Here is an 18,442-nt window from a genome sequence, read left to right on the forward strand (position 1 = left end):
CTGCTCCCCTTTCTCCTTATCAGAACAGCTTGACGGCAACCGCCGCCGACGTGTTCTCCTTGTTTACGATGGATGCTTCATACGTGCGTTTAAAATATTCCACGTACAGCACGTCAAGCAAATAGAGCTGCGCGATCTTGGCCGATAAGGACCCACCTTGCAGCGGACCTTCGTTGGCTCCGCACAACAAAGTAATGTCCGAATAGGAGGTCAACGGCGATTTGACGAAGCGGGTAATGACGATAATCGCGGCTCCCCGCTCTTTGGCTTTTTTCGCAACCTCAATAGAATCCTTGGTTGAACCGGAGTAGGAAATAATAATCGCGACATCCTTCTCGCTCATTAGAGCAGCCGACATCGCCTGCTGATGCGAATCAACGGAGCAGCCGGTCTTGTTCGTAATGCGCATGAACTTGTTGTTCGCTTCCATTGCGGTCATCAAGGACGAGCCCACTCCGTAGAAAATAAACCGGTCGGACCGGATAAGCAGATCAATCGCCCGGTTGATGCTGTCCAGCTGAATAAGCTTGAACGTTTCATTTAAAGCATTAATGTTGCTCTGAAGCGTCTTGGAGACGGCGTCCTCCAGCGTATCCTGTATTCTTACCTGGCCGGAGAGCTGCGGAATTTCATTATCCGCGGAGATGCTGTGGGCAAGCGCAATTTTAAATTGCTGATAGCCTTTAAAGCCCAAGGCTTTGCAAAACCGAAAGATGCTGGCCTCCCCTACGCCGCAGCCCTCGGCCAGATCTGTAATCGACATATAGACGACGGCATCCGCATGCTCCAAAATATAATCGGCTGTTTTTTTCTCCGTGGCCGTAAACCGGTTATAGTGAGAATGAATCGTTGAGGTAATGCTGATCTCCCGCAAATGGTCCCCCCTAGCTTAGAAACAAGGATGCCGCCCCAAGCAGGCCGGCTTTATTGCCCAGCGCAGCCGGACGGATGGCAACGCCCGCGAAGCTGCTCATAATCAACGTTTTGGTTCTTGCTTCTACGCGTTCTACTAAAGGAAGCTGCTCCATTACGCCGCCGCCAACAACGATAGCCGCCGGATTGAAGATATGAATCAAGGAAGCGAGGCCAAGACTGACCTCGTCAATCCATCTATTCAAGATTCCGTCCAGCTGCTCATTGCCCTGTTGAATGAACTCGAATAACATTCTGCCGTTGACGCAGGCTGGGTCGGCCTGCCGCGCCTTGTTTACCAGAGCGGTTGTGGAAGCGAAGCTTTCATAGTAGGACGACGGATGCGTGAACATATGGCCGAACTCCGCCGCGACTCCATTCGCTCCTTTATAAAGCCGGTTGTTGATGACAATAGCGCCGCCTATGCCGGTTCCAAAGGTAAGACATAAAAAATTTGCAAGGTCTTTGCCCGCGCCGTAGCGGGCTTCGCCAAGCGCCGCCGCGTTTACGTCGTTCTCCACCTTCACCGGCACTTCAAACCGCTCGCCAACGATCTTGCTTAGCTGCATGCCGGTATAGTCCGGAATGTTGGCGTTGGCGTACACGATAGAGCCTTCCTCGGCGTTTACTTGTCCGGCCGTACTGATTGCGATGCGGTCATAACCCGTATAGGAAGACAACTGCTCCATCAGCCGCTTGATGACATGCGGCCCGCCTTTTTTGCTTTCCGTTGGATACTCCGTAAACTGCTCTACATTTCCAAACTCATCGCAAAGACCAAGCTTTGTATGGGTGCCGCCGATATCCGCCGCTAGAATCCGCATGGGATCTACTCCAGCGCTTTCAGAAAACGTTTCGTAATGTCCATCGGCCTTGTAATAGCCGAGCCAACAACAGCGGAATACGCGCCAAGGTCAAACATCCTGCGCAGCTCCTCCGGCGATGAAATGCCGCCTTCGGCAATAACGGGCACATCCAAGGCTTGCACCAGCTTGGTAATCAGTCCGAAGTCAGGGAGCACTTGGCCTTTTGTTGCTTCCGTGTAACCGCTTAACGTTGTGCCCACGCAATCGAAGCCAAGCTCGGCGGCCTGCAGCGCTTCCTCGTAGGTCGAGCAGTCCGCCATAAACAGTTGGTTCGGATACTTCGCGCGGATTTGCGGGAACAGCTCGGCGATCGTCGAGCGATCCGGTCTTACGCGGTCCGTAGCGTCCATGGCGATAAGCTCAACGCCCTCCTCGCAAAGCGCATCCACCTCTGTCATCGTTGGCGTAATGAATACGGGGCAATCCCCGTATACCTGCTTAATAATGCCGATAATCGGCAGGTTAACGCGCGTCTTAATCTCTCGGATGTCCTCCACGCTGTTCGCCCGGATGCCGGCCGCTCCGCCAAGCGAAGCGGCATAGGCCATTTTCCCCATAATAAACGGGCTGTGCAGCGGCTCTTCGGGAAGCGCTTGGCAGGAGACGACCAGCTTTCCATGTATTCGCTCAAACAAGTTATTCATGCCAATGACCTCTCTTCTCTCAATGTGTGAAGCTATTCCTTAATGGCACCGGCCGTAGCCCCGGAAGTGAAATAGCGCTGGAACAAAATAAAGATAATCAGCATGGGAACCGCGGCAACGGTAGCTCCCGCCATTTTGTAGGCAAAGTTCGGATTGAGGTCCTGCATCAGGGTCGCGGTGCCAACCATCAGAGTCTTCATGGTCTTCTCCTGACCGATCACAAGCTGCCACAGGTAATCGTTCCAAATCTGCACGAAGTTTAAAATAAACAGAGCTCCGATGCCCGGCTTGACGATAGGCAGCATGATTTGCAGGAATACCCGCCACTCCCCGGCGCCGTCGATTTTCGCTGCTTCCCTAAGCGCATCCGGCGTACTGTCGAAAAAGCCCTTCAGAAGGAACACGCCAAATGCACCGGCTACGTTAGGCCAGATCATGCCGTGGAAGCTGTTGACCATGCCGAAATCCTGCACAATGCGGAATAAAGGGACAATCATAATTTCTTTTGGAATCATCAGGCTCGAAATAAACACGATAAAGATGATCTGCCGGCCTTTGAAGTGGATCTTCGAGAACGCGTAAGCCGCCATCGAGCCAACGGCAATGACGAGAATCGTCGTAGCTCCGGCGACAAAGATACTGTTGAACGTCCATCTTAAAGCGGGCTGGTTCCGGAAAATATCGACGTAGTTGGCGAAGGTAATGGAAGCGGGCCACCAGTCCGGCGGCATTTTCACCACATCGGAGCTATTTTTCAAGGAGCTGGTGAACAGCCAATACAGAGGGAACAAGCTGATTACCGCAAAGAAGGTAACCAGAATATTCGACACCAGATCAAAGGGCTGCAGTTTATTTGCTTTCTTCGGTTGCGACATCGTGATTTCAACTCCTCGCTTCTACTTCTGTTTGAGCATGGCCTTTAATTGAGGGATCGACAGCAGCAAGGTGATGGCGAACATGATAACGCCAACTGCGGAAGCTATGCCAAGCTGGTTGTATTTGAACGCGTTATTGTACAAGTAATACATAAGGGTGACGGAGCCGTTGTTAGGCCCGCCGCCTGTGAGAAGCTGAATAACCACAAAAATCTTCAGCACGGCAATAATGTTGATGATCGTAATGTAGATCGTGGTCGGCTGAACCGAAGGGATCAGGATTTTCGTAATGACCTGCCATCTGCTGGCCCCGTCCACCTCGGCGGCTTCGAAGAGGTCCTTCGATACCCCGATCATGGAAGCGATATAAAGAATAATCGACTGACCGACGTTGCCGGCGAACGTCACGAAGATAATAACGGGCATGACCGTTTGCGTATTGCCGAGCAGATTAACCGTGCCCAGCCCTGCTTCTCTAGCGAAGTAGGAGATAAGGCCGTTAGCCGGATTAAGCAGGAAACTCCACACCATACTCATGACGACCATGGAGACCATGACCGGTATATAGTAACTTCCCCGGATGAAGGAAACGTACTTGGCATTTTTATCGAAGATGGCGGATGCCACAAACAAGGCAAAGCCTACGGTTAACAGAACGATAAATACAACAAACACGACCGTATTCACGAGCGCTTTGAAAAAGACGGGATCATGAAACAAAGCTGCGTAATTGTCGAAGCCTACAAAGGTTTCATTCTGGTAATTGATTTTATAAAAGCTGAGCCGGATGCCTTCCAGTATCGGATACACGAGAAAAGCAAGGAATATGAGCATTTGCGGTAAAATAAACAAATAGCCGGTAAGGTTCTCTTTCAAAAAACTGTTCCGAATGCGCATGGTGGCTGCCTTTCCGATCAGCGGCTCTTCCTGCTTCCCCGAAGACGAAGAGCCGCTGATCCTGTTTATTTGTCTAACCTAGCTATTTCTTATAGATGACCGAGTTTTCTTTGTTGGATTGAATAACCTTATTGCCGCTCGCTACATAGTCTTTAATGGCTTGCTCAGGCGTTTTTGCTCCCATGTACAAAGCCTGCAGCTCCGGATAAAGCGCCTCGCGCAGTTGGCTGTAGCCCGGAACGTTGCCGCTGAAGTTGAAAATGTATTTGGAGTTCGCATCGTAGGCCGCAAAGAACGGATTCTCGCCGCTCAGCTCTTTAATGACCGATGCGCGCACCGGAATGCCGTTTTTCGACGATTTCACGAGCTCCGGATCGCTGGAGAAGAACTTCACGAAGTCTTTAGCCACTTCGGTTTTCTTCGGATCCTTGGATTGGAATACGCTTGCGCCAACGACGTAAGTGAAGGTCAGCGGGTCGCCGCTTTCCGAAGGGATATTCGCCAGTCTGATATCGAACTTCGGAGAAGTGCCGCTTGCCATATTGGCTTTAATGCCGTTGAACAGAACCGGATTCGTAAAGCTGATGGCGAGCTGCTGGTTTTGGAACATGGCGTTTGCGTCATTGGAGGAGACGGATTCCGCGCCCGGATTCGTATATTTGGCGTCGTAGATTTTCTTCAGCCATGCCGCCGATTTAACGCCGTTCTCGCCTAGCACGATATTGCCGTCTTTATCGAAGAAGTCCAAGCCAAACATTCTCAGGTAAGACAGGTTCCAGGTATCCCCCTGGTTGTTGACGGCAAACAGTGCCATCGGGTAAGCGTTGGAGTATTTGTCTTTTGGAAGCTTGGTTTTGAGACCCTCAAGAATTTGCTCGTATTCGGCAAGCGTCCAGGTCTTGATCTCGTTCTCTCCGCCGACGTACTGCTCGAGTCCGGCTGCCTTGAACATATCCGCGTTGTAGACGAGCGTTCCCGGGTTGTTCTGGAACGGGTAGAAGTAAATATCGTCGCCAAACGTCACCATGTCCCAGTAGTTCTGGGCGATATCGCTCTTCGCATTGTCGTCGATGATGTCGGTAAGGGGCTCAAGCGCGCCGCGGTGCACGTAGTCGCCCATGGCAAAGGTGCTTTCGAAGAAGACGTTTGGAGCAGTTCCGCCGTTCAGGTTGACATTCAGCAGCTGGTCCCGCTGATCGCCGGCGACGACTTCCACTTTAATGTCAGCGTCATATTTGTCGTATTGCTCGGTAAATTTCTTGGCCGCGTATTTCAGGAAGCTGTCGTAATCGGCGCCTTGCTCGGTTGCATCCAGCACGCCTTTCCATTGCGGGGTCAGCCATACGTTAATCGCGACCTTTTCTTTGCCTTTCGAATTACCTCCGCCGTTTGCGCTTGAACCCTCGTTATTGGCATTGCCGGAGCATCCGGCGAGCAAAGCCATAATCGTTACTGCGGTAATGCCCATGGACCATTTCTTCATCTTTAACCGCTCCCTTTTCGTGTTAGGATCTGATCTGGCAGTGGACTTTTCTAGCGAACAAAATCGGCAATGGCCTTATCGATACTCGCGACAATCAGCTGGATCTTCTCTCCGTCATTGCCGCTGAGGTTCTCGAGCGGGGCACGAACGCCGCCAATGTCTACCCCTCTTGCGCGAAGCACTTCCTTGATGCCGGCATACATCGAGCCGTTTAAGGAACAAAGCGCAATGATGATGTCGTTGATCGCGCTTTGAAGACGTGTTGCTTCTTCCAGCTTGCCTTCCTGCAGCAGAACGTTGGCTTCCAGGAACAGCTCCGGCATTGCGGCATAAGTGCCGCCGATTCCGCCTTGCGCTCCCATGATGCGGCCAGCCACGAATTGCTCGTCCGGACCGTTAAAGACGATGACGCGGTCGCCGCCGGCGGATTTGAACCGCTCGATGTCGAGGGCCGGCATAGACGAGTTCTTTACTCCAATAACCTTGTCGCTTGCAAGCAGCTTGCGGAATACCGCAGGCGTTAACTGGTAGCCGGTCGTCTGCGGAATGTTATAAATGATGAACGGAAGCGGGGTCGCATCGATAATGTCGTTCCAATAACGAATGACCGCGCTGTCCGGCAGTTTGAAATAAATCGGCGGTATAGCGGAAAGAGCGTCGTAACCCAGCTCCGCGGCATGCTTCGCCAGCTCGATGCTGTCTCTGGTCGACGGAGCTCCAACGTGAGCGATAAGCGTCATCTTGCCGTTCAGGCTTTCCGCTGCATAGGAGAGTACCGCTTTTCTCTCTTCGATACTTTGGTAAATGCACTCGCCCGAGCTTCCCCCTACGTACACGCCTTGTACCTTCTTGGCTGACAGATAGGAAGCAAGTTGTCCGGTACGGTCTTTCGAGATGTTTCCGTCATTGTCATAGCAGGCGTAAAAAGCCGGAATGATCCCATGAAATTTTTGCAGGCTCACGGTTAGTCCCCCTATTGTTCTAGAAGTAATTGGAGGATTATTTTCTCGCCCGGTGGAGGACTGAAAATAATTTTCTCCCTTTTGGAACACAGCGTTCCGATCGTTGGTTTGAACTGCGGTAAGGACTGCCGGCTGTCCTTAGCTAACGTTTTAACACAAAAAAACGGCTTTGCCTGCGGTTTCGGGCGATGAGGTAAAAAATGAACCTTGGGGTGTAAAAAGAGAGGTATCTCTGTGGGAAGCGCTTCCAAAATGGCTAAAAAGAAAAAAGCCCCGCCGTTTGGACGAGACTTTCAGAGGTTGTCAGTTAACGCGGGGAGTCGGAAATCGCTTTGGCGGCAGGGAACCGAAGGATTACCTTTGTGCCTTCTCCGGGCTGGCTTTCAATCGCGATTCCGTATCCGTCGCCGTAATAATAGCGGATGCGGTCCTGCACGTTTTTAACGCCGATATGCGTGCTGCCAAGCGTGTCCTCGGCGGCTTCGTTCAAGCGTTGACGGAGCTTTGCGAAATCCTCCTCCGTCATGCCGGCACCGTTATCCGTGACTTCGATATGCAGGGCTTGCCCGGAGACAAAAGCGGCTATTTCAAGGCTGCCCTGGCCGCTTTTGCGCTCCAAGCCGTGAACGATGGCGTTCTCCACAATCGGCTGCAGCGAGAAATGCAGAACCGGAAGCATTTCGGCGCCGGGCTCGATTTTTTCCGAGTAGCTGATTTTATCGCCAAAGCGCATTTGCTGCACCTTCACGTACAGCCGGGTATGCTCCAGCTCCTCCCGCAGGCTTACGATATCCTTGCCGGTCTGAATATGAATGCGGAACAGCCGGCCAAGGAGGCCCACCATATCCGCAATATCCCGTTGTCCCGCAATAATCGCCTTCATCTGGATCGACTCAAGCGCATTGGCCAGGAAATGCGGGTTAATCTGGCTTTTTAGCGCTCCGTATTGCGCAACCTTCTGCTGGGCCAGCGTCATGGAAGACCGTTCGATATGCTCCTGCAGATCCTCGACCATTTTGCGAATACCTTTATAGAGCACGCCGAACTCATCCTGCCGCTGCGTGCTGAGATCGACGTCGAACTTGCCAAGGCCAACCGCCCTGACCTGCTTGCTGAGCTGAATAATCGGCTTGGTGACGCGCTTCGAGAGCATAATCATGAACAGCAGCGCGGTAACGAGGGAGCATAAAGCGCCCCACAGCAAGATTTTGCGGAACATGGCCGCATCCTTCGTCATGTTATGCTCATCCATGTACTGAATAACCTTCCAGCCGGAGAAAGGCGAGGTAATAAAGTTCAGGTAGGAAGGGACGCCGTTCATGGTGGAGTAATAGTTCCCCGTGTGCGCCTGCAGCTTCGCTTGACTGCCCGGCTGCCCAAGATCCTTCAGCAGCTGCTCCTGATTAGGGTCCGAGGAATAGACGATGCCGCCCTCGTCATCGAGAATAAGAAAATTACGGTTCGTATTCTCGGACAAGCTTAAGATCTCGCGAAGGGAATCAAGCCGGATATCGACAAGGATGACGGCAAGATTGGTTCGGGTTCCCGTCTTGTTGATGACCCGGGCGATCGAAATGACCGATTCGGAGGAATTCGTCCGCAGAAAAGGGGTATGCGCGCCAAATAAAACCGCCTTGCCTTGCGAATGGAGCGTTTTCTTATACCAGTCCTGGTTGAAGACATCATCCGTGTTATAGTCGGATTGATTAAAGTCCGCCGAATAGAAGATCCGGCCGCCGGCAAATACCTGCACGCTGTCGACGTTCTTAACCGTAAGCTCAATCCGGCTAATAAATTGTTCGATGACGCCGCCGTATTTGATGCTGATATCGCTTGGATCCGTATTCTTGTTCTCCGACCAATGGACAAGCGAGCTTTGCAGCTGGCTGTCGAGCTGGGCGGTAAGCGTGCCGGTCTCGATGCTTTGCAGGTACTGGTCGATATTGAAGGACAGATTGTTCAGGATAAGGTTGGCGCTGTTCTGGTATTCGTTTTTTACCGTTTGAAGCGAGAACAGGTACACGATGCCCGACATGATCGTCAGCGGAAGGGTAATAATGCAAATCATAAGGATGAAAATTTGATGATTGACGCGCAATTGTCTGAACCTGCCCAAGCTTCTCACCGCCTTTACGACCTAAATATAGCACTGTTTATAAGATTTGCTACTGCAATGATAATATAGACGAGATGACGTAAAAAAAGGGGAATGTCATGTAAAAACCGGGGGATTCTCCCCCTTTTTCAAATAAATTATGCTTAAACGGCAGGAGACGAGCAAGCTGCAGCTGCTTGTCTTCAATCAGGAGCAGGGGGAATAGAAATGGCAGCACGGACCAAGAAGGCAGCAATGCTGATGACCATCTTGTTAGTTATGCTTACGGCAGCCTGCAGTTCCAACAACAATGCGCCAGGCAACAAGACAACCAGCGAACCGCAGAATACCGCATCGGGCGGCAGTGAAGCAACACCGGCCGCAAAGCCCGTTGAGATTACATGGTGGAACTTTCCCAACTTCCAGGCTTTAGACGGTGAGGTTGGCAAGTACGAGAAAGAAATGATTGCCGCATTCAACCAGAAACACCCGGAAATTAAAGTGAATCTCGAGATGATTACATTCGACGGAGGGCCGGAGAAGCTGAACGTGGCGATTGCCTCCAACTCCGCTCCCGATGTCATCTATGACGCTCCCGGACGTATCATCGACTGGGGCAAAAAAGGACTGCTCGCACCGCTCGACGACATGATCCCGCAGGATGTGCGCAGCGATATTCCGGATGCGTTCTGGAAGCAGTCCATGGTAGGCGACAAAACGGTTATGTACCCGATTAACACGGCTCCGTTCATGATGGCCGTAAACAAAACGGTATTCGAGAAAATAGGCGCCCTCGATCTGCTTCCGCTGGACCGCAAGGACCGCGTATGGAGCTTTGACGAGTATAAGGCTGCGCTGCAAGCGGTGAAAGAGAAGGCACTGGACGTTATTCCATCCGTCTTCTTCGCCAAGAGCCAAGCGGGCGACCAAGGCACGCGGGCGTATATTGCGAATCTTGGGTTGTCGTCTTTCCTGAAGGATGATCTCTCCGCCATTGCGATTAATACCGATCAAGCCGGCGCGGCGCTGGACTGGATTGCCCAAGCCCAGAAGGATAAGCTGGTCATTTCGGGCTCGGCTGCTCTCGCGGCCTCCGATGTCAACGATTTGTTCCTGCAAGGTAAAGTGGCCTTCTCCATCAACTACTCGGCCGTATTGAAAGCGCAGAACTCGACGCTCAAAAAAGCGGAGTTTGAAGAAGCGCTGCTGCCGTTCCCGACGCTGGACGGATCAGCGCCTAAGCTGGAGCCCTATTTGGGAGGCATGGCGATCTTCAACAACGGCGACGATGCGAAGATTGCGGCCGCAAAAACGTTTATCGATTTTGTAGCCAATGACGAAGTATACGGCAAGAAAAATCTGATCCAGACCGGCGGCTTGTCCGTTCGCAATTCGGTTACGGGCCTGTACGACGACGAGGAATATGCTTACTCGGAGCTTGCGCGCCAGTTCATTACGGCACCTCCGACCATCGCGGACGGCTATGCGGAAATCCGCACGTACTGGTTCCCGGCGCTGCAAAGCGTTCTGCTAGGCCAGCAGACCGGCAAAGAGGCATTGGACAGCTTTGCGAAAAGCGCCGACGAAGCGATTGCGAAGGCCAAAGCCCAGCTGAAATAGGAAAGCGTACTACACTGAGCAGCGCATAGGCTGAACGACATAGAAGCCAAGCTTGCACCGGCTTATATGCGCCTCTGCGCTGCTCTTTTTTTCAGAAAGAAAGGAGAGACGCATTATGCTTCTGACGGCTCTAAAATCCAAACGCTTATTATGGCGCGAATGGCTGGCCAGTTATTTATTCTTGCTTCCCGCTCTTGCCTTCTTCCTGCTGTTCGTCGCTTATCCGATGCTCAGAGGCGCTTATATCAGCTTGTTCGACTACAGTCTGAACCGATTCGAATTCATTGGCCTCCGCAATTATGCCGATCTGTTCCGGGATAAGACGTTTCTGAAATCGATGAAGAACACGATATTGATCGTTCTTATTACCGTCCCGGCCGTTATTGCCTTTTCGATTTTTGTATCCAACACGATATACCGGAAAAGCGAGCTCGCGAGATCCTTCTTCCGGGGCGTATTTTACTTGCCGGCGGTATCCTCGGTAGTCAGCATCACCGTGGTATGGGCCTCTATCTATGACCCGAATTACGGCATTCTGAACTATGTAACCAGCCTGTTTGGCGCGGAGCCCATTGCCTGGCTGGGCGATCTCCGGACGGCGTTATTCGCGATTATCGCGGTGCTTGTGACGACCTCCGTCGGCCAGCCGATTATTCTGTACGTAGCCGCTTTGGGGAATATCCCAACCTCTTATATCGAAGCCGCTCAAATTGACCGGGCTACCCCGGGACAAATTTTCCGGAAGATCATATGGCCGATGCTGATGCCAACCAATCTGTACATTATCGTTATCACGACGATTAATACGTTCCAGACCTTTGCGATTGTCCAGCTCCTTACCGCTGGGGGGCCGCTTAACGCTACTTCGACCGTCATGTACGGCGTGTACGAGAAAGCGTTTATGCTGGGGTCGTTTGGCGTAGCAGCCGCGATGGGCATGCTTCTGGCGGTTGTCATTGGCATCATTTCGCTCATTCAGTTCAAATTTCTGGGCAGCGACGTCGAGTACTAGGAGGAGAACTCATGCATGCATCCATGCCGTTTCGAAAAAAACCAAAAAAGCTGATCTCGAATATCGTGCTTCTTGCGGTGGCCTTGTTTTTTGTCTTTCCCTTTTATTGGATCGTAACCGGCGCCTTCAAGGTGCAAAATGTGGCAGTGGCTATTCCGCCGGAATGGTTCCCGCACGCTCCAACGCTCGATAATTTCACGGTTCTGTTCAAAAATCCCGTCTGGCGCTGGACCTTCAACAGCTTCTTTGTTGCCGCGGCAGAGATGGCGGGCGTATGCCTCGTAGCCTCCATGGCGGGTTACGTGCTGGCAAAAAAGCAGTTTCCCGGACGAAAAATCATTTTTACGTTGTTTGTCGCAGCTATGGCTTTGCCCAAGCAGGTTATTCTGGTCCCGCTATTCACGATGATTGCCGACTTCGGCTGGATCGACCATTATAAAGCGTTAATTCTTCCCGCGATCGGCTGGCCCTTTGGCATCTTTCTCGTTAAACAGTTCGCGCAGACCTTGCCCGGGGAGCTGCTCGAGGCGGCCAAGGTGGACGGCTGCTCCGAGCTGAGGCTCTATTACAGCATCGTGCTTCCGCTGCTCAAGCCTGCGCTGGGGGCGCTTGCGATCTTTACCTTCATCAATGCCTGGAATGATTATTTCAGCCAGCTCATTATGATCCGCTCTACCCCTATGATGACGCTGCCGCTTGGCGTCGCAACGCTGAAGGGAGAATATACGACGCCGTACGGCGTGTTGATGGCTGGCGCGGCCTTCGCTTCGCTTCCGATGATTGTGATCTTCCTATTGTTCCAGAAAGCCTTCACGCAAGGCATTACGATGGGGGCCGTGAAAGGGTAAGAGTAACTATGAACAAGATTTGATGCAGCAATCCTCCATACATTGGATTCCCTCCAGTAAAACAGGACTTGAGAAAGTAGTTCGACAGCTACGTTGGATTCGCTCCAGTAAAAGAGGGAGGATGGAGCCGAAATCAGCAAATTGAGCCCATTATACTGTAGTCAATCCAACGTAGTGCAATCAGCCGGCCAAAAATGCCGTATTATACTGCGTGAAATCCAATGTAGTTAGCCGTTATAGGCAATCTGATTGCAAGTGGGCTATTCCTTTGTCGCTTAGTGACGAATGGAATAGCCCACTTTCTTTTTAATGCATAATGCCCAGCTGCCTGCGATAGTCGGTTGGCGTTGCGCCAGCCACAAGCCGGAACATTTTCACGAAATGCTTGTAGCTCTTGTAACCGCACATCGCGCATACGTCGGTCACAAGCCGGTTAGGGTCGCGCAGCAGCTTTTTGGCGTAGTCAATGCGAATCTCGGTGACAAAGCTCAAATAGTTCTGATTCAGCTTCGACTTGAACAGCCGGCTTAAATACGAGGGGTTATAGAAGAAATGATCGGCTACCATCTGCAGGCTAAGCTCCTGATCAATATTTTTCTCGATAAACCCTTTAATCTGGCTGAACACCGCATTCTCCTGGGAAGCGGAATGAGTCTGCTTGGAATAGACATCATTCAGGTGCACGACCCATAACGCCAAATAATCAAATAAGCTCCTAAGGGTTCCGTAGTCATGGACAAAAGACAAATCAAGCAGCTTCTCGCTGGATACTCCCTGAGTCGGTATGCCCTCCTTGTGGGCAAAGCGCAGGGTGACGTTAATGATCTCCTGCAGGAATACGAGCCATTGTTCCGCTTCAATATGGGGCAGAGCTTTCTCCGATTGCTCGCGCAACCTGTCCATCAGCTCGCCGGCAGCAGCGGAATCCCCTTGCTCCAGGCAGGCTTGCAGCTTCTTGCGGTCATCCGGGTGAAGCGAGACGAAGCGGTCGCCGCCTGCGGGGGATTCGTCAACCGGCCCTTGATCCGCCGATATCAACCATTGTTCGGGTGAAGCAAAACGTTGAAGCAGGCTTTGTCCGGCGGACTTGAGTGCAACGCCGGCTTGTGCCGGATCGGACGTTGCTGCCCCTACGGAGAGATAAAGCCGAGTATCGGGATGCAAAGGATTTAAAGAAGAGGCTAGCCGCTTGCTCAGAAGCTGGCCTGCCTCTGCCGGATCGGATAGTCCTGCCAGTACCAACAGAACGTAAAGCCTGCCTCTGCTCGTATAGCCCATAAGCCGATGCACCGGGGAAATGTCGGCAGCCGCTTTGCCGATAAGCTGCTCCGCCGTCTGACGCCATTTGCGCTCCTGCTGCAGTCCGCCTCGGCCAAAGCAGCTTGCCGCTAACGCCACGTAAGTCGGCTCTGACTGCTCGTTAAGTCCAAGCAGCTGTCTCCAGCCCGGCAGATCGGATAAGCTTCCGTCCATGAGCTGCTTCACAGCCTGGCCATATTGCCATTTCGTCAGCTCTGCGGCTTTTGCCTCGAAGTCCTGCTTCTTCCGCCGTTCTTCCCGCTTTTGCTCCAGCCGGTTGATGCAGGCCGTTATCGCCTCCATGCTGACGTCATACTCCAGCGGCTTAAGCAAATACTCCTGAACAACGCCGAGACGAATAGCCTCCTGCGCATATTTGAATTCGTTGTAGCCGGTAAGAATGATAAAGCTGGCATTCGGAAGCAGCGGCTTTAACTGCTCGATCATTTCGAGCCCGTTCATCTCGGGCATGCGTATATCGGTCACGATTAAATCCGGTTTTTCCCGCAGAGCCACGTCAACGCCGGCCTTGCCATTCTCGGCCTCCACAATTCCGCCAACGCCGAGCTGCTCCCACGGGAAATAATGCTTTAAGCCAGCGCGAATAAGCGGTTCGTCCTCGACAATCATTACTTTTAGCATAGCGCTCACCCGGATTCGAATTTTTACGAAATATTAAAATAATTATACCGGAAAGGCGGATTGGCTTGAATCGGGCTGCGGGATAAGCGTAAAGAATGGACCTGTTATGTCAATTTTGAGGGATATCCGCTTAGCTGCCGTAGTCCTGAACAATAACATCGATAACGCGCTTGCCCCAATCCGAAGCTTCCGAGCCCGGCTCATTCCAGGCGTAAGTAATAAGCGCCTTCCATAGGGCCCAGCCTCGGGCGCGATCTATGGTACCCTGATCGACATTCATGGCATTCAAAAATACTTTGCGGCTGGCCTCGTCTAAAAAGTTCCATGCCATGACCAGATCGCTGGAGGGGTCGCCGACACCCATGGTTCCGAAGTCGATGACGCCGGATAGCCGGCCATTCCGCGCAAGCAGATTGCCTACGGCAACGTCGCCGTGAAGCCATAGCGGAGACGCTTCATATTTCGTCGCCAGGGCCAGCTCCCAAATCTCGGTTAGAAGCTTCCGGTCGTACTCGCCCTCCAGCTTCTCGATGACCGTTCTGGAGTCGGAATCGTATACGGCTAAGTTTCCCCCGCGATGGAAGTTTTGTATGCCTGCAGGGATGCCATCCTTCGCATCGATCGCCTCCAGTTCCTTCAGAAAGCCGGCAAGGTCTTCGGCAAATTCGTTGAGATCGCGGATGTTGGCATATGTAACGGTGTCGCCTTCGAGCCAGCGGTTAACGGACCAAGGAAGAGGATACTCCGCGGCAGGCTTGCCCTGAGCAACGGGAGCGGGTATCGGCAGAGATAGGAGAGGCTTAAACACGGGAAGCCAGAGCAGCTCCTTCGCAACGGCGGAGGCGTAACGTTCATGGCTCGGCAGGCGTACGGTCATTTCGTTGCCTAACCGGTAGGTACGGTTATCGTGCCCGCTTTTTTCCACGGGCTTGATCTCTAAGTCCTTCCATTCCGGAAATTGACTGCTAATTAATCCATGCACCAGCTCAGTCGTAATTTCAATCATAAACTCGCCCCTTTTCTTAAATTAGTCGCTGCATCGCAAATCGTAACTAGATCATAGCAACCTGTCTTCGGCATATCAAAGGAGAAAACGGCTATAACACAAAAAACGCCTAATGAATGTCGCGAAGCGCAGGCAGGCATTCATCGGGCGTTTATTTATTTGGCTTGGAGCAGCAGCTCAACCGCTTTGACGACGGATTCCCGCAGAGTATCGTATAGGAAATAAAAAGTTACCTAGCGCAGCATAAGGGGTGGAGAGGTCATGAAGCAATATTGCAAATTCGAATCGGCGCTCGATATATTGATTGGCAAGTGGAAGCCCGTTATCCTGCTACAGCTTATCGCCAACGGGACGATGCGATTCAGCGAGCTTCTTAAAGCCATACCGGACATTAACAAAAGAATGCTTACCCAGCAATTAAGAGAGCTTGAGTATAATGATATCGTTCACCGCGAGGTGTATAATCAGGTTCCTCCGAAGGTGGAATATTCGATATCGGAGTACGGCCAAGGATTAAGCAAGGTGCTGCAGGTGATGAACGATTGGGGCGAGGAGCATATCGAGCATATGGAATCGCTGCATGGGGCAGATCGTTTAGAGAAAAAGTCCGATTGATCCGCATGCAACTGCAACTTATCTGTCGATGCCATAACGCAGCTGAACGACACCGCCGCCTAGCGGCTTGCAGTCCAACAGTTCTACATGTTTGAATTGGTACCGATCTTTCTCTGTGACAAGATTTAACCCTTTACCCTCTAATACAGGCGCCACGTTAAAGATCAATTCGTCTACCAGACCCGAAGCCAGAAACGAATTATGGATATCCGCTCCACCGCTAATGAGAGCAGTCTGATGCCCTCGCTCCTGCAGGTATTCCAAGGCATCTTGCGGCGATTTCGCAACCTTTACCCCGGGGATTTCCGCTGTATTCCTGGAGATAACCACGATGTCGATTCCGCCGAATGGGTCGGGATTGCCGCTGCCCCGCATTCCTTCGAAGGTCCGGCGTCCTACAATAAAGTTCCCTGCTGCTCCAGCCTGCGCTGCGAAGTCTTGCAAGGCTTCCTTGGTTGGCGGGTTTTCGGGACCCGATTGCGCGTAATTACCGTTGGCGCTTAATGTTGCCCATAAAATCGTTTTCATCGTAATACTCCTCCTCTGGTTCTGTTCATAAGTTCCCGAATGGATGCCGCTACCCGGTCCGGCCGGTCCTCCTGTACATAATGCGAGGCATCCTCCAGTATTTCGGTTTCATTAAAAGGCAAATAGCGCTGCCATTTGACCATTTGCCCAAGCGGGAAGCCCGCGCTGTCCTTTGTTCCCCATAGAATATGGGCGGGCAGATCGGCCAAGTTCGACAGTTTCGATTCGATACCGGCGAGCCACTCCCGCGCCTTGCGGATTTGTCCCGGAAAGACCCAGGTAGGTATTCTGGATTTCGGGGTAGGGAACGGGTCCGTGTAAGCCTTTCGCAAGCTGTCCGTCACTTTGCCGGTCTGGTAAATCCCGTGTGGCACAATCGCTTTGGCGAAAAAATTGCGGCGTGTCTGAAGCCAATACCCGATTGGCCATCCCCCCATAACGAGCGAGAACAGTTTCATCGGTAAAATGGTCGCCGGCCAGGCCCATGTATTCATCACGAGAATCCCGCGAAGGTTCTCGCGGTGCTGTACGGCGTAGTTCAACCCGATCGGACCTCCCCAATCCTGAACGACAAGAACAAAGTCCCGTAGTTCCAAATGACGAATGAGATATTGAATGGCTTCCGATTGCTCTTGCGGCGTAAACCGATAGCCTTCGGGAGCCGTTGACATGCCAAACCCCGGGTAATCCGGAGCAACGAGACGACATTCCCCGCGAAGCTCTTTGATCACATTCCTGTACAGGTATGACCAAGTCGGATTGCCGTGCAGCAGAAGAACCGTTGGTCCTTGCCCTTCATCCAGGTAATGAATGCGACCGTCACGGTAGGGCAGCCAATGATCGGTAAACGGATACTCTGCAGGATCTAAATTAAAAGGTCTATTCAACGTTCAGCCTCCTCTTCAAATCCATTTATTAACTTTTTCTTTCTTGCTTGATTCACATCATAAGGGAGATATGGTACATTTGAAAAGTAGTTACATTAATGTGCAATAGTTTCAAAAAATGAACTATGGGAGGGAAGCAGGATGATGGACCAATCCTGTCCGGGCACGGTAGAACCGATTCTGGAGATTTTAGATGGCAAATGGATGCTTCTTCTTTTATTCGAACTGTTTAACGGGACCCGGCGATTTGGAGAATTGCGCCGCAAACTGGAGCCGATCAGCCCCAAAACCTTAACGGACCGCCTGCGGTTGTTAGAGGAGAAGGGAATTGTCACCCGCACGATTTATCCGGGCGTACCCCTGCATGTCGAATATGAACTGACGGAGAGCGGCCAGGGCCTGAAGCCGATTTTTGAAGCAATGTGGACGTGGACCCAGCAGTATGGCGCCTATCTGGCACAAGAGAAGAAGGAGAGTAGGCAGGCTTAAAAAAAGGCTTGCCTTTCCATTTCAAATGTCTTAAAGTTAAGATAATTAAATTAAAGATAATACACGCATTCAAATTATACATAGAGGAGGCGGGCGAAATGAACGATTTCGTATCCGTAGTAACAGAGAGAAGATCCGCAAACAAATTCATTAAAGGGGTTTCCATCGAAGATAAAGAGCTGAACGAGATTTTTGATCTTGTGAAATACGCGCCGTCGTCCTTCAATCTGCAGCATGCCCATTATGTTGTCGTTAGGGACGAGGAGATGAAGCAGAAAGTATATGAAGCGGCAAACAAGCAGTATAAAGTAAAAACCGCTTCGGCTGTTATTCTTGTACTCGGCCACCTGGATGCGCATCAGAACACGGCTGAGCTTAATGAAGGGCTGCTGCATCTCGGCGTTATTAATAAACAAGAGTTTGATCATACCGTCGAGTCCGTGCAGCAATTTTACGAAGAGCGCGGCGAAACTTTCAAGCGGGACGAGGCTATCCGCAACGCGAATCTATCCGCCATGCTGTTCATGCTCGCCGCCAAAGAGAAAGGCTGGGACACGAGCCCGATGATCGGCTTTGATCCGGAGGCGATGATGAAGACGCTGGACGTGCCGGACCGTTATGTTCCCGCTCTGCTCATTGGCATCGGGAAAGAAGATACATCGAACCGCCGGGTACGCGGCTACCGCAAGCCGGTTGGCGAGTTCGTCAGCTTTGAGCGTTTCTAAATAAAAGGGAAGGGCGTCCATCGTATGGACGCCCTTT

18 protein-coding genes are annotated in these 18,442 nt (G+C 51.8%); 6 read left to right on the forward strand and 12 right to left on the reverse strand.

Going from position 1 to position 18,442, the window contains the following annotated elements; all coding sequences use genetic code 11:
* Positions 1–19: 19 nt before the first annotated feature.
* The 8 genes from PGL01S_RS11690 to PGL01S_RS11725 all read right to left on the reverse strand — a co-directional run bounded on the left by PGL01S_RS11690 (position 20) and on the right by PGL01S_RS11725 (position 8,755).
* On the reverse strand, positions 20–874 hold the full coding sequence (locus PGL01S_RS11690) for a MurR/RpiR family transcriptional regulator (RefSeq protein WP_116394579.1): 855 nt from the start codon (positions 872–874) through the stop codon (positions 20–22).
* Between the two features lie 10 nt (positions 875–884).
* A complete protein-coding gene (locus PGL01S_RS11695) occupies positions 885–1,736 on the reverse strand; it encodes an ROK family protein (protein WP_127494733.1) in 852 nt (283 codons plus the stop codon).
* Positions 1,737–1,741: 5 nt separating this feature from the next.
* A complete protein-coding gene (locus tag PGL01S_RS11700) occupies positions 1,742–2,422 on the reverse strand; it encodes an N-acetylmannosamine-6-phosphate 2-epimerase (protein ID WP_127494735.1) in 681 nt (226 codons plus the stop codon).
* Positions 2,423–2,454: 32 nt separating this feature from the next.
* Entirely contained in the window at positions 2,455–3,297 is an 843-nt protein-coding gene (locus PGL01S_RS11705) for a carbohydrate ABC transporter permease (protein ID WP_116394582.1), read from the reverse strand.
* A gap of 21 nt (positions 3,298–3,318) precedes the next feature.
* Entirely contained in the window at positions 3,319–4,173 is an 855-nt protein-coding gene (locus PGL01S_RS11710) for a carbohydrate ABC transporter permease (protein WP_236013253.1), read from the reverse strand.
* Positions 4,174–4,276: 103 nt separating this feature from the next.
* Positions 4,277–5,677, reverse strand: a complete 1,401-nt coding sequence (locus PGL01S_RS11715; RefSeq protein WP_127494739.1) for an ABC transporter substrate-binding protein — start codon at positions 5,675–5,677, stop codon at positions 4,277–4,279.
* A 50-nt stretch (positions 5,678–5,727) separates the two neighbouring features.
* Positions 5,728–6,639, reverse strand: a complete 912-nt coding sequence (locus tag PGL01S_RS11720; RefSeq protein ID WP_127494741.1) for a dihydrodipicolinate synthase family protein — start codon at positions 6,637–6,639, stop codon at positions 5,728–5,730.
* Between the two features lie 307 nt (positions 6,640–6,946).
* Positions 6,947–8,755, reverse strand: a complete 1,809-nt coding sequence (locus tag PGL01S_RS11725; RefSeq protein ID WP_127494744.1) for a cache domain-containing sensor histidine kinase — start codon at positions 8,753–8,755, stop codon at positions 6,947–6,949.
* 207 nt (positions 8,756–8,962) lie between these two features.
* Between PGL01S_RS11725 and PGL01S_RS11730 the strand changes: the two genes are divergently transcribed.
* The 3 genes from PGL01S_RS11730 to PGL01S_RS11740 all read left to right on the forward strand — a co-directional run bounded on the left by PGL01S_RS11730 (position 8,963) and on the right by PGL01S_RS11740 (position 12,214).
* Complete coding sequence (locus tag PGL01S_RS11730; protein WP_127494746.1) at positions 8,963–10,354, forward strand: ABC transporter substrate-binding protein; 1,392 nt, start codon at positions 8,963–8,965, stop codon at positions 10,352–10,354.
* A 115-nt stretch (positions 10,355–10,469) separates the two neighbouring features.
* Positions 10,470–11,366: a carbohydrate ABC transporter permease gene (locus PGL01S_RS11735; protein ID WP_127494748.1), complete on the forward strand. Its 897-nt coding sequence runs from the start codon at positions 10,470–10,472 to the stop codon at positions 11,364–11,366.
* A gap of 11 nt (positions 11,367–11,377) precedes the next feature.
* Complete coding sequence (locus PGL01S_RS11740; protein WP_174806555.1) at positions 11,378–12,214, forward strand: carbohydrate ABC transporter permease; 837 nt, start codon at positions 11,378–11,380, stop codon at positions 12,212–12,214.
* Positions 12,215–12,520: 306 nt separating this feature from the next.
* Here PGL01S_RS11740 and PGL01S_RS11745 read toward each other — a convergent pair whose 3' ends face one another.
* Both PGL01S_RS11745 and PGL01S_RS11750 read right to left on the reverse strand, forming a co-directional pair.
* Positions 12,521–14,155: a response regulator transcription factor gene (locus tag PGL01S_RS11745; protein WP_127494750.1), complete on the reverse strand. Its 1,635-nt coding sequence runs from the start codon at positions 14,153–14,155 to the stop codon at positions 12,521–12,523.
* A gap of 130 nt (positions 14,156–14,285) precedes the next feature.
* Positions 14,286–15,161, reverse strand: coding sequence for an aminoglycoside phosphotransferase family protein (locus tag PGL01S_RS11750; protein WP_127494752.1), 876 nt, complete (start codon positions 15,159–15,161; stop codon positions 14,286–14,288).
* A gap of 261 nt (positions 15,162–15,422) precedes the next feature.
* Here PGL01S_RS11750 and PGL01S_RS11755 point away from each other — a divergent pair, with 261 nt between their 5' ends.
* On the forward strand, positions 15,423–15,776 hold the full coding sequence (locus PGL01S_RS11755) for a winged helix-turn-helix transcriptional regulator (protein WP_127494754.1): 354 nt from the start codon (positions 15,423–15,425) through the stop codon (positions 15,774–15,776).
* Between the two features lie 18 nt (positions 15,777–15,794).
* On the opposite strand, the gene PGL01S_RS11760 is transcribed toward PGL01S_RS11755, so the two are convergent.
* Together PGL01S_RS11760 and PGL01S_RS11765 are read right to left on the reverse strand one after the other, a co-directional pair.
* Positions 15,795–16,304: a dihydrofolate reductase family protein gene (locus tag PGL01S_RS11760; RefSeq protein WP_127494756.1), complete on the reverse strand. Its 510-nt coding sequence runs from the start codon at positions 16,302–16,304 to the stop codon at positions 15,795–15,797.
* Complete coding sequence (locus PGL01S_RS11765; RefSeq protein ID WP_127494758.1) at positions 16,301–17,191, reverse strand: alpha/beta fold hydrolase; 891 nt, start codon at positions 17,189–17,191, stop codon at positions 16,301–16,303. Before PGL01S_RS11765 ends, PGL01S_RS11760 begins: the two co-directional genes overlap by 4 nt.
* A 141-nt stretch (positions 17,192–17,332) precedes the next feature.
* On the opposite strand from PGL01S_RS11765, the gene PGL01S_RS11770 reads away from it, so the two are divergent.
* Both PGL01S_RS11770 and PGL01S_RS11775 read left to right on the forward strand, forming a co-directional pair.
* A complete protein-coding gene (locus PGL01S_RS11770; protein ID WP_127494760.1) occupies positions 17,333–17,680 on the forward strand; it encodes a winged helix-turn-helix transcriptional regulator in 348 nt (115 codons plus the stop codon).
* 98 nt (positions 17,681–17,778) lie between these two features.
* Entirely contained in the window at positions 17,779–18,405 is a 627-nt protein-coding gene (locus tag PGL01S_RS11775) for a nitroreductase family protein (RefSeq protein WP_127494763.1), read from the forward strand.
* Positions 18,406–18,442: the final 37 nt, after the last annotated feature.

The sequence above is a fragment of the Paenibacillus glycanilyticus NBRC 16618 genome (assembly GCF_004000805.1).
Lineage (GTDB): Bacteria > Bacillota > Bacilli > Paenibacillales > Paenibacillaceae > Pristimantibacillus > Pristimantibacillus glycanilyticus.